The 11,426-nt window shown below is 39.9% G+C and carries 11 protein-coding genes; 9 read left to right on the forward strand and 2 right to left on the reverse strand.

Going from position 1 to position 11,426, the window contains the following annotated elements:
• Positions 1 to 77 precede the first annotated feature (77 nt).
• From trxB to ACZ5B7_RS03350, 7 genes are all read left to right on the forward strand, one after another.
• Entirely contained in the window at positions 78 to 1,043 is a 966-nt protein-coding gene (gene trxB, locus ACZ5B7_RS03320; RefSeq protein WP_464492629.1) for a thioredoxin-disulfide reductase, read from the forward strand.
• A 15-nt stretch (positions 1,044 to 1,058) separates the two neighbouring features.
• The gene (locus tag ACZ5B7_RS03325; protein ID WP_464492630.1) at positions 1,059 to 1,400 is read left to right on the forward strand and encodes a thioredoxin family protein; all 342 of its coding nucleotides are present in this window, start codon (positions 1,059 to 1,061) and stop codon (positions 1,398 to 1,400) included.
• A gap of 393 nt (positions 1,401 to 1,793) precedes the next feature.
• Positions 1,794 to 2,612 (forward strand): amino acid ABC transporter substrate-binding protein, encoded by an 819-nt coding sequence (locus ACZ5B7_RS03330; protein WP_464492631.1) that lies wholly within the window; start codon positions 1,794 to 1,796, stop codon positions 2,610 to 2,612.
• Between the two features lie 12 nt (positions 2,613 to 2,624).
• Positions 2,625 to 3,308 carry an amino acid ABC transporter permease gene (locus ACZ5B7_RS03335; RefSeq protein WP_464492632.1) on the forward strand — a complete coding sequence of 228 codons (684 nt, stop codon included), beginning with the start codon at positions 2,625 to 2,627 and terminating at the stop codon, positions 3,306 to 3,308.
• Positions 3,309 to 3,328: 20 nt separating this feature from the next.
• Complete coding sequence (locus ACZ5B7_RS03340) at positions 3,329 to 4,072, forward strand: amino acid ABC transporter ATP-binding protein (protein ID WP_464492633.1); 744 nt, start codon at positions 3,329 to 3,331, stop codon at positions 4,070 to 4,072.
• Positions 4,073 to 4,464: 392 nt separating this feature from the next.
• Positions 4,465 to 5,046 carry a cysteine dioxygenase family protein gene (locus tag ACZ5B7_RS03345; protein WP_464492634.1) on the forward strand — a complete coding sequence of 194 codons (582 nt, stop codon included), beginning with the start codon at positions 4,465 to 4,467 and terminating at the stop codon, positions 5,044 to 5,046.
• Positions 5,047 to 6,373: 1,327 nt separating this feature from the next.
• Positions 6,374 to 6,580 carry a hypothetical protein gene (locus tag ACZ5B7_RS03350; RefSeq protein WP_464492635.1) on the forward strand — a complete coding sequence of 69 codons (207 nt, stop codon included), beginning with the start codon at positions 6,374 to 6,376 and terminating at the stop codon, positions 6,578 to 6,580.
• A 135-nt stretch (positions 6,581 to 6,715) separates the two neighbouring features.
• On the opposite strand, the gene ACZ5B7_RS03355 is transcribed toward ACZ5B7_RS03350, so the two are convergent.
• Positions 6,716 to 7,042, reverse strand: a complete 327-nt coding sequence (locus tag ACZ5B7_RS03355) for a hypothetical protein (RefSeq protein ID WP_464492636.1) — start codon at positions 7,040 to 7,042, stop codon at positions 6,716 to 6,718.
• A complete protein-coding gene (locus ACZ5B7_RS03360; protein WP_464492637.1) occupies positions 7,042 to 7,422 on the reverse strand; it encodes a hypothetical protein in 381 nt (126 codons plus the stop codon). The genes ACZ5B7_RS03355 and ACZ5B7_RS03360 overlap by 1 nt, the downstream gene beginning before the upstream one ends.
• A 533-nt stretch (positions 7,423 to 7,955) precedes the next feature.
• Between ACZ5B7_RS03360 and ACZ5B7_RS03365 the strand changes: the two genes are divergently transcribed.
• Both ACZ5B7_RS03365 and ACZ5B7_RS03370 read left to right on the forward strand, forming a co-directional pair.
• Positions 7,956 to 10,433 (forward strand): tetratricopeptide repeat protein, encoded by a 2,478-nt coding sequence (locus tag ACZ5B7_RS03365; protein ID WP_464492638.1) that lies wholly within the window; start codon positions 7,956 to 7,958, stop codon positions 10,431 to 10,433.
• A 13-nt stretch (positions 10,434 to 10,446) separates the two neighbouring features.
• Positions 10,447 to 11,346, forward strand: coding sequence for an NUDIX domain-containing protein (locus ACZ5B7_RS03370; protein ID WP_464492639.1), 900 nt, complete (start codon positions 10,447 to 10,449; stop codon positions 11,344 to 11,346).
• Positions 11,347 to 11,426: the final 80 nt, after the last annotated feature.

An 11,426-nucleotide genomic window follows, 5' to 3' on the forward strand; every position in this document is an offset into this window, starting at 1 on the left:
GTGATTTTACAAGGAATTAAAGTTTGGCACGAATCTTGCAAATTAATATTCATGACTATGATCTAAGGGGGGAAGAGATGTATAAAGCTGTTATTCTAGGGACTGGACCTGCGGGGTTAACCGCAGCAATCTATTTAGCACGTGCTAACATAAGTCCTTTGGTCATTGAAGGGCCTGAACCAGGGGGGCAATTGACATTGACAACTGATGTCGAGAATTTTCCTGGTTTTCCTGAAGGTATTATGGGACGAGAGTTAATGCAAAACATGCGCAAGCAAGCAGAGTTTTTTGGAGCAAAGTTTAAAAGAGGATGGGTTAAAAAGGTCGATTTTTCGAATAACCCTTTTGTCTTAACTTTGGAAGGAATAGGGGAACTTAAAACTCAATCTTTAATCATTTCAACTGGAGCTTCTGCGAAACTTTTGGAGATTCCGGGGGAAAGAGAAAATATTGGACGTGGGGTGAGCACCTGTGCAACATGCGATGGATTTTTCTTTAGAGGAAAGAAAATTATCGTTGTCGGCGGCGGGGATTCTGCTATGGAAGAGGCAAATTTTTTAACGAGGTATGCTTCGGAGGTTCGGGTTGTCCACCGCAGAAAGGAGCTTCGTGCTTCCCAAATTATGCAAGACCGTGCCAAGAAGAATCCAAAAATTACATGGAGCTTAAACTCCATTCCTGAAGAAGTGATTGCCGGGGATCGACATGTTACTGGCTTGAAAATAAAAAACAGCGAAACAGGAAAAGAGGAATTTCTGGAAACTGATGGTGTCTTCATTGCCATTGGGCATAAACCGAACACATCATTTTTAGACAATCAAATCAAAACGGATGATATGGGATACATCATGGTGAATCCTGGTACAACCCAAACGAATATTCCAGGTGTATTTGCCTGCGGGGATGTTCAAGATCATAAATACCGCCAAGCTATTACGGCCGCGGGAAGTGGTTGTATGGCTGCTCTGGATTGCGAAAAATATCTGGATGAAAGTGAATTATGTAGTGGAAACAATCAATCTATCATTGAAAACCAAATATAAGGGAGGATTAATATAATGAAAGAGATTAAAACAAAACAAGAGTTTGAAGAGGCGATTTTATCAACAAAACCAGTAATGGCCAAATTCTATGCCGAATATTGCCCAGACTGTCAGCATACGGATTTATTTATGCCCATCTTGGAAGAAGCGTATAAAGATAAAGTAGAAATGATTGCAGTAAATCGCGAACAATTCCCAGAGGTATTAGAGAAGCTAGATGTGTACGGAATCCCAAGCTTTATTGCTTTTCAAGAAGGGAAGGAATTGAACCGCTTTGTAAGTAAACTGGGAAAAAGTCAGGAAGAGGTTGAACGGTTTCTTAATCAAATTGTAGAGGCAAGTGGAAAACTAGGATAGAAAATCCTTGCCTAGAGCCAATAAATATAGAGCAGCTGCTCCATATTTATTGGCCATTTTATTAATCTAGGAAGAATATTTTTGAATAATTCAAAAAAATCTTTTCAAATTTGGGAAAAGAAGAACAGTACTGAATGGTAGGTTTTCACTATCATCATCGCAGAATTGATAATTTCAAATTTTATTTGGAAGCAGGAATGTTGATTTTACAAGGATTCTATTTTGGCACAACTCTTGCATAATAAGTAACTGAAAAAGAGGAGGTGGAGTTAATTTGGAGAGGGTAGATATTGAAATGAAGATAATTATCTGAATATTAGGATGATACAGAAAAATATAACTAGAAATCTGCAAATCATCCATTTTTTTCAAAAAATATAGGGGGGATTTTTTATGAAAAGGAGCTTAATCATCATCGCATTTTCGCTGCTCGCAGCACTTGTATTAACGGCATGTGGAAACTCTCAAAATCAAACAGCAGCCAAACCTGATAAGCCGGCTGAAATCAAGAACCTGCTAGAAAAAATTCAAGCAGATGGTACGATTAAAATCGGTACAGAAGGAACTTTTGCACCGTTTAGCTACCATGATGCATCAGGAAAATTGACTGGTTTTGATATAGAGATCGCAGAGGAAGTAGCAAAAAGACTCGGTGTGAAACCAGAATTTATTGAAACCCAATGGGACGGTATGTTCGCGGGACTCGATTCAAAGCGGTTCGATATTATTGCTAATAATGTAGGGATTCGCCCTGACCGCCAGGAAAAATACGACTTTTCAGACCCGTATATTATGTCAAAACCTTTCTTGATTGTTCACAAGGACAATAATTCGATTAAATCATTTGAAGATTTGAAAGGCAAAAAATCAGCTCAGACATTAACTAGTAACTATAAAGATATAGCAGTATCTTATGGTGCTGAGATCGTTGGAGTAGAAGGCTTTAATCAATCCATTGATTTATTACTTTCAAAACGTGCGGATGCGGTTGTAAACGATGGACTATCCTACCTTGATTTCAAAAAGCAAAAGCCTGATGCGCCAATTAAATCTGTAGCAGAGCTTGACGAACCAGAAAAAATGGGAATTATGTTAAGGAAAGGAAATAAAGAATTAGTAGACGCCATCAATAACGCACTCTCCGAAATGAAGAAAGACGGGAAGTATTTAAGTATTTCAGAAAAATACTTTGGTAAAGATGTTTCAAAATAAGGAGTGTTCTAAATGTTTGCTGATGAAAGAATGCAACGAATCGTTACTATAATTGTAGACTCATTTTTACCAATGTTAAAAGCAGGGATTGCATTTACCGTACCGTTGACACTCATATCTTTTTTTCTGGGACTCATTCTTGCTCTGCTTACTGCACTGGCTCGAATCTCAGGAATTAAACCTCTTGACACTGTTGCAAGATTTTATGTTTGGGTGATTAGGGGAACACCGCTGCTTGTTCAGTTGTTTATTATCTTTTATGGCCTTCCAAGTGTTGGGATTACCATTGGTCCGCTGCCCTCAGCTATAATCGGCTTTACGATTAGTGTTGGCGCCTATAACTCAGAGATTATTCGCGCAGCTATACTTTCCATTCCCAAAGGTCAATGGGAGGCAGGTTACTCAATCGGGATGAGCTATCGCCAAGCATTAACAAGGATTATTCTTCCTCAAGCAACAAGAGTGTCTGTACCACCCTTGGCAAACAGTTTTATTAGCTTGGTAAAGGATACATCGTTGGCCGCTACCATTACGGTGACTGAAATGTTTAGGGTTGCCCAGCAAATTACGGCAACAACCTATGAACCATTGGTACTCTATTGTCTAGCAGGAATTATTTATTTGATTTTCAGTACAGTTCTTTCTAACGCTCAAGGACGAATGGAAAAACGACTTGATCGTTATGTGACGGGCTAATTGGATAGGAGGATTTCCGCATGATTGAGATAAAGAACCTGCATAAGCAATTTGGACAAACAGAAGTTTTAAAGGGAATCGACCTAAAAATTGAGGTAGGCAATACAGTTTGTATTATTGGCCCATCGGGTTCAGGGAAAACAACCTTGTTACGTTGTCTGAATTTATTGGAAGCGCCTACAAAAGGGGCCATTAAGCTTGGAAAGTTTTCTTTGGATTTTCAGGAAAAAAAACCAGTGCCAAAAGATCAAGTGATTAAGTTCCGTCAACAAACAGGTATGGTATTCCAAGGTTACAATTTATTCCCTCATATGACGGCACTTGAAAATGTTATGGAAGGTCTTGTTTATGTTCGTAAACAGGACAAGGAAGCCTCTCGTAAGAAGGCTCTTCAATTGCTGGAGAAAGTAGGATTATCGGAACGGGCGAACCACTATCCATCCCAGTTATCCGGTGGACAGCAGCAGCGTGTAGGAATCGCACGGGCGATGGCAATGGAACCTGAAGTCCTTCTTTTTGATGAACCTACCTCCGCGTTAGACCCTGAGTTAGTAGGAGAGGTTCTAAAGGTCATGAAAGAACTGGCTAAAGAAGGAATGACCATGGTTGTTGTGACACATGAAATGAATTTTGCGCGTGAAGCAGCGGATAAAGTCGTATTCATTGATAAAGGTGTGATCGTTGAAGAAGGAACACCTCAGCAAATTTTTGAACATACAGAGCATGAACGAACATTACAATTTCTAAATAAACTTTGTTCATAGGTAAGGGCCGAAGATTGCAAATCACATTTGCAATCTTTTTTTGTATCTTACGCTCTGTTGCCGCCTTGCATGTGATGACGATCTCCAGATATTCTTCCTTTACTTTTATGTAAAAGGAAGGATTTTTTTTCGGATGTGAGATGGATTTTTTCACATTTGCCAAGACTCCAGCAAAAGCAATGGGTTCTTCCTGTGAAAGAAAATGATCAAACCTTGTTATACCAACAAAAGCAGCACCAACCCTGCTTCATTAAGGGGAATTATTACTTTGGCATGATTTTTGCAATATAGATTGGTGTGGAAGTTACCTAGTTAGGGAAGATGCGAAATGCATAACAACTTCGATCAGGAAATGAACCGGATGAAAACAGCTATATTGAGGAGGAATTAGGATGGATTACGCAAATGAATATGATTTCAAAAATTTTGTTCATGATCTGACCATAATGGTGGAACAGAGTCAGAGCGCTAAGGAATGTGTTGTGGAAGCGGAGAGGTTGGTTGGTAAATTAATTCAATTCCAATCATGGCTTCCTGCTGAGAAGATAAGACCAAGTGATGAGGGGTACTCACGGCATCCGTTGTATTGTGACCCAGAGGACCGTTTCGAAGTGATCGCGCTCGTCTGGAAGCCTGGCCAGAAGACCCCTCTTCATGATCACGATGATACATGGGGAGCAGAAGGAGTTGTCACGGGTCAGGTCAAAGTGACGAATTATATCCGATTAGAGGAATTATCAGGGGGGAAAATTGTGAAGTTACAGCCTGCTGATTCTATTGTTGTAAACGAGAAGAATACAGGAAAGCTATTGCCTCCGGCAGACTGTCATATCCTGGAGGGGGCAGGTGATTCCCCGGCTATCACGATCCATGTTTATGGAAAGCAATTAAGGAAATTTCGGGTATTCACTCCTTTAGACGAAGAAGGGTTGTATCTTGCTGAAGAAAAGCAGGTTGGATACTCCCCTGCCTAGTAATGGACAATTTACCCTGATTAGTCATAACCCCTAGAGAAGGTTATGGGCCTTTCATAACGACCGGGGACTACAGTTTTAATAGCGTTCGGGTGTTATGGGCCTTTCATAACGACCGGGTGCCCCCGTTTTTTCAGCGTACGGTCGTTATGAATCTTACCATAACTCCCGGGGACCTCTGTTTAAATAGCGTACGGTCGTTATGAGCCTTTCATAACTCCCGGGGACTACAGTTTTAATAGCGTTCGGGTGTTATGGGCCTTTCATAACGACCGGGTGCCCCCGTTTTTTCAGCGTACGGTCGTTATGGATCTTACCATAACTCCCGGGGACCTCTGTTTAAATAGCGTACGGTCGTTATGAGCCTTTCATAACTCCCGGGGACTACAGTTTAAATAGCGCTCGGGAGTTATGAGCCTTTCATAACTCCCGAGGACTACAGTTTAAATAGCGCTCGGGTGTTATAAGCGTTTCATAACGACCGGGTGCTACAGTTTTAATAACGTTCGGGTGTTATGGGCCTTTCATAACGACCTGGTGCCCTAGTTTTTTCAGCGTACGGTCGTTATGAACCTTACCATAACTCCCGGGGACCTCTGTTTAAATAGCGTACGGTCGTTATGAGCCTTTCATAACTCCCGGGGACTACAGTTTTAATAGCGTTCGGGTGTTATGGGCCTTTCATAACGACCGGGTGCTACAGTTTTAATAACGTTCGGGTGTTATGGGCCTTTCATAACGACCGGGTGCCCTAGTTTTTTCAGCGTACGGTCGTTATGAACCTTACCATAACTCCCGGGGACCTCTGTTTAAATAGCGTACGGTCGTTATGGGCCTTTCATAACTCCCGGGGACTACAGTTTTAATAGCGTTCGGGTGTTATGGGCCTTTCATAACGACCGGGTGCCCCCGTTTTTTCAGCGTACGGTCGTTATGAATCTTACCATAACTCCCGGGGACCTCTGTTTAAATAGCGTACGGTCGTTATGAGCCTTTCATAACTCCCGGGGACTACAGTTTAAATAGCGCTCGGGAGTTATGAGCCTTTCATAACTCCCGAGGACTACAGTTTAAATAGCGCTCGGGTGTTATAAGCGTTTCATAACGACCGGGTGCTACAGTTTTAATAGAGTTCGGGTGTTTGAACCTTTCCATACCTACCGGTGCCCACAGTATAAGTACCGAAAAAGTGAAAAGAGAGTTTTTGCGGATGTTAGCTAAAATGGAGTTAAACCCCGCAAAAATGGAATTGGTCATTGGCTTCTTAGAAACGTATTTAAAATTGAATGAAAGCGAGTAGAAGGAACTAATAGAAGAGATTAAACAATTGGATAAAGACGAAGCTGAGCAAATTTTAAAATTACCTAATTCGTGGAGAGAAAAGGGATTACTTGAAGGTATACAAAAAGGGAAACTTGAAGCCCAAAGAAAAATTGCTCTCAATTTGTTAAAAGAGGGATTACCCATTAAGCTGATTGCAAGAGCAACAAATCTTGATTATGCTGCAATTGAAGAGTTGAGTGAAAAATTGTAATACTCAAATACTATGGCTATTATGGTCTTGACACTTTTGGGGATCTGATCCCGTTTTTGGGCTAGAATAACTATGGAGAGGGGAAGTCCCTCTCCATAGTTATTTTAAGTGGTAATTACAACCATATAGGCGATATTATAAAACTTTATCCTTCTGCTTCAACCCAATCCCAACTTCTAATTCCCCCGATGACACTTTATCCAAGTGCCACCACCATTCTTCAAGCGGTTCTGCAGAAAGCGCGAAATCATAGACCTTTCCAAGATGCTCCACCATTCGTTCTACATTTTCGAGCAGCTTTAAATCATATTTCATTAGAAGAATTCTCTCTTGCTGTGTCATTTTGGAGGAGTTTTTATAGAGTCCACTGCGGCGGTGCAGCATATCAATTGTTTCAAAGGGGCTTACTTCAAAGTCAGTAACATCTTCACCGTAAAATTCGATATCCTTTAAGAATTCCATTATTGCCACACCTCTTTAATTTTACCAATATATCTATAACCTTTTGCTTCGTCTAAGTAATTAACATAATTATCTGCAATCATCGCTGTATCAATAATACCATCTTCTCCAATTATAACAATCCAAGCGTTTCCATCTGCAAAAATAAAGTAATTCTGTAAAAAGCCTTCCTTAAAATAGATATAAATATCGTTCTCCTTGTCATTAAGTATATTCATAATCATTCTATTATAATCCTGTAGTGCCCAATCTAGTGGAATGTGTCGGCGTTTCTTTCGTTTTAATAAGTGATAATATTCCTTCCCTGGTTTCCAAGAAAGACCAAGTTGATTAATGATTAAAAGAATTTGTTTAATTTGATTTTTTAGTGCAATGTTCAAGTTATTACACCTTCTGTCCAGGCTATTTCCTTAATTATAATTGCAATTTTTGGCATTACGAGTCTTCAATCATGGAGATTTTATGAAGATAATATTGATCTAACGAGTGTATTAAATAGCAAGAAAGTATAGCCTAAATTTTATATTATAATAAAAGTATCTTTGGGATTTTCTTGAAAAGGTGTGAGGGCTTTGGAAGAGGCACGTATTGCTTATGTCGATACTGCATCAAGCAGTTGTAAAATCACTAGCGGGATTACTTTTAACCAGATGATTCCCACGTTATGCATCCGGTGAAGGAGTTTTTACTGATTTACCAAGCGGGGGTGAAGCGGGAGATGAGAAGGAAGGTCAATATCATCTTTCTTGATTAAAAATGGGGACGGTTCGACCATGAAAAATACATCCTATGAAGCCGGAGTGCGTCACTAGTATTATTTATTATTTATTTTTTATTATAAGGAACTGATGTAAAATTACTCCTATACGAAACTATAAAATCTTCTAGCAACAACGGATAGGAGTAGATACATATGGCCATTCAGCCCAAGTTTCAATTAGGCCGACAAGAACGAAGATATATTGCTACTAAGCAGTTTACTGATAGAGAGTTTCCTAGAGAAGTATTTGCCAAGCGGGTTGAACGAATCATCCAAAGACCTGCCTCTGAAACGGAACATGATGTCGTTATGTATTACGGAGTAGGGGGAATAGGAAAATCTAGTTTACAAAGACAATTAAAAATAGAACTGCTCACACAAGTTCCGAATGCTCTATACACTTCGATCGACTTTATGAACAATGCCATACATTCACCTGCTCGGGCCCTATTGGAATTAGTAAGGGAGACGAAATTTAAACATAAAATTCACTTTCCTCATTTTGAGATTGCCTATTCTCTGTATTTTTTCAAAAGGAATCCTGATATCTCTTATAATGAGAAACAACTCCCGTTTAAATCAGAGTTGAATATTATCGGGAGTGTGGTTGCTGCTTTGGATGGATTAGGGGTGGTAGGAGCAGCCGCAGGAATTATCGAAAAATTATACGATACGAAGAAAAAGTGGAATCTTAACAAAGATGTGAAAGAACAGTTAAAAGAGCTTGAAAGCTGCTCACTGCAAGAAATAGAAGACCGTCTTCCGGCGTTCTTTTCCTTCGATTTACAACAAGGAATCGCCAAGCATCATATACCCGTTTCTGTTATTTTCATTGATACATATGAAGCCCTTTGGACAGATGTAAAAAATGAGGCCACAAAATACACCAAAGATGGATGGGTTAGGGAGCTAATTGCCTTGCTTCCTAATGTCTTATTTGTCATTTGCGGCCGCGAATATTTAGAATGGGAGATTGTTGACCAAGATTGGAAAGAGATTGTCGAACATCATATTTTAGGAAACTTGGACAGCAATAACGCAGATTACTTCCTGCAGCAATGTGGGATTGAAGAGGAAGAAATTCGTGGGAAAATGATTCATGCCAGTAGTGGCCATCCTTACCATCTGGATTTATCCGTTGACACCTATTTTGAAATAAAAAACCGCGGTGAGAGCCTCCATCCGGACCAGTTCGGTTCCAATAAGCGAGAAATTCTTGACCGGTTTTTACGGTATTTATCAGATGAGGAAATCGAAACACTCAAAATCATGGCCATTCCTCATTATTATAATCGCGACGTGTTTGTCTATTTGCTATCGCATTTTAAAACAGGGTATCCGATTACGAAATTTGCTGACTTTAATAAGTTCTCTTTTATTACAAAAGAGCAGCAAAATTATTATATTCACGCTCTCATGAGGGAAGGTATATTGAATTACACAAGTCCCGAACTCGTTCAGCAAGTTCATGAATTAATGGCTCATTACTATGAGGATTTATTAAAAAATAATCAAAGTCTATTGTCAAATAATGAAAAGGAAATCTCCGTGCTGGAAGAAAATATCTATCACAAGAAGTCCACTCTTTCTAATCAACAATTTACTGAGTGGCTGGAAAGGGAGAGAATCACTTACCTGAAAAAATATCAATTACGAGGCGAGATTCGATTTTTAAAAAATCTGTTAGGTAATATTTACGATGATATTGGTTCGAAAAATATGAATACCCCTCTATTTGCCATTTTAATTGATATGATTCATTTAAGCGGTGAGTATGAAAGAGCGGTTGATGAAATTGAGAACTATTATGATGGAACGCCAATGGAGGATATAATTAAATCTAAAGACGATTTGCATCTTACTATCCGTAAGGTTCATCACCAAATGTATTTTAAGCCTGTCAAACCTTTAATTGATAAACTATTGCATCTGGAGCCGCTTATCTCGGAAAGTTATGAAGAAGAATACAATGAGACTTTATTTATGCTTGGCGGTAATCTAGGCGTTTTACACGGCGACTTGTCCTTCAGCCGAAAATGGTTAGTAAAGTCCATCCGATATGCTCAAGCAAAAGGACGAGCCAATTACCTGTGCAGGACGCTGCGAAAATATGCGGATGTATTGCGCCTAAAGGGACATATCAAATGGGCGAAAATATGTACGGAGTATGGGATCAAAATTGCGAGAGAAAATGGCTTTGACAGATATGAATCTTATCTGCTCTGCACGCTGGGGGATATCCTCCGGACGGAAGAGGATTATGAAAAGGCAGCCGAATTATTTGAACAATCCGCTATCATCATTAAGCGTCACGGCATAAAAGGATGGGAAGGCCATGTCAACTCATCCTTAGCAGAAATGGCCTTTCAAAAAGGGAATTATGCAGATGCTGCTAAATTTTACAGTTACGCCAATAAGATTTATCTGCAGATTAACCAGCAATGGGGGATTATTGTTTCCAGTTTGGGATTATTAAGATGCAAGCTAAAGGGCATAGAAGTGGAGGTTCCTGCTGGGGTAGAAGAAATCACTCGCAATTCAGACTATCTAAACTACCTAAGAGAGCAGGAATTAACGAAAAATATGATGGCCGGTGAGAGTCCATCCGCTATCCAGCTAATATTTTTATAATGGGGTGACAGGAATGAATCGAAAAATCATGATGATCCAAAATGGAGATATTGAATTAGCTTTATCAGAGACGACCCGCCAGTATCTAGTCGGACAGTTAGGCAGACCGCAAATGCTGAAACATATAGATGATTCTCAGATTGAGATCGGGATCACCTCTTATGATAACTTCATTTCAGAAGAACCCCACTATCATTTGCAGGCCCATGAATATCAGTACATGATTAGCGGGATGACTGAATACTTGGATGTCGAAACAGGGGAAGAATATCAGTTTAAAAAAGGGGACTTTTATAAAATTCCACCTGGTGTGAAATATGCACAGCGGTCTAAACCTGGTACGGCCATTTTATTTATTAAAACACCTCCAGGGAATGATAAGCAAAACCTTGATGTCACAGACACGATCGCGCAATGGCTTCGGACGAAAGTAAAGACGGTCCGTTCGGATTTTACCAATGACCCTAACGCCCCAAAGGCAAATTCCATTAAGCCAGCAGCGGCCGTGGCCATTATGAACGAAAAGGAAGAGATTTTACTCCTAAAGCGCCGAGATAATGGAAAATGGACGATGCCCGGCGGGACATTGGATTTCGGAGAAGATCTAAAAAACTGTGCAATCCGTGAAGTCCAAGAAGAAAGTGGATACAAGGTTGTCATTACAGATATTATTGGAACATACACAAATCCTAATACAGTCATAGCCTATTCAGACGGTGAAGTGCGCCAGGAATTTACCATTCTGTATAAAGGTGAAATTCAAAGCGGTCAGCTTGAGATGGACAGTGAGTCTACTGCGTACCAATGGGTAGACCTGAACAAGGCTGCTGACCTCCCAATGGCCGATTCACAGAGACAAAGAATGAGAGATGTTATCCAATATCATATACAAGGCATACGTTCTTTAAGATAAAGAAGATTAGTGCATAGGGACGGTTCGAGACCACTGAAAAATTCATCCTAAGAAGTTGTAGAGCTACTTTCCTTGAGCTG

Source organism: Neobacillus sp. S1115, assembly GCF_055385565.1.

Excerpts from the sequence above, each read along its gene's own strand:
- trxB (WP_464492629.1), top strand. The coding sequence starts at position 78 with ATGTATAAAGCTGTTATTCTAGGGACTGGACCTGCGGGGTTAACCGCA.
- ACZ5B7_RS03325 (WP_464492630.1), top strand. The coding sequence starts at position 1,059 with ATGAAAGAGATTAAAACAAAACAAGAGTTTGAAGAGGCGATTTTATCA.
- ACZ5B7_RS03330 (WP_464492631.1), top strand. The coding sequence starts at position 1,794 with ATGAAAAGGAGCTTAATCATCATCGCATTTTCGCTGCTCGCAGCACTT.
- ACZ5B7_RS03335 (WP_464492632.1), top strand. The coding sequence starts at position 2,625 with ATGTTTGCTGATGAAAGAATGCAACGAATCGTTACTATAATTGTAGAC.
- ACZ5B7_RS03340 (WP_464492633.1), top strand. The coding sequence starts at position 3,329 with ATGATTGAGATAAAGAACCTGCATAAGCAATTTGGACAAACAGAAGTT.
- ACZ5B7_RS03345 (WP_464492634.1), top strand. The coding sequence starts at position 4,465 with ATGGATTACGCAAATGAATATGATTTCAAAAATTTTGTTCATGATCTG.
- ACZ5B7_RS03355 (WP_464492636.1), bottom strand. The coding sequence starts at position 7,042 with ATGGAATTCTTAAAGGATATCGAATTTTACGGTGAAGATGTTACTGAC.
- ACZ5B7_RS03365 (WP_464492638.1), top strand. The coding sequence starts at position 7,956 with ATGGCCATTCAGCCCAAGTTTCAATTAGGCCGACAAGAACGAAGATAT.
- ACZ5B7_RS03370 (WP_464492639.1), top strand. The coding sequence starts at position 10,447 with ATGAATCGAAAAATCATGATGATCCAAAATGGAGATATTGAATTAGCT.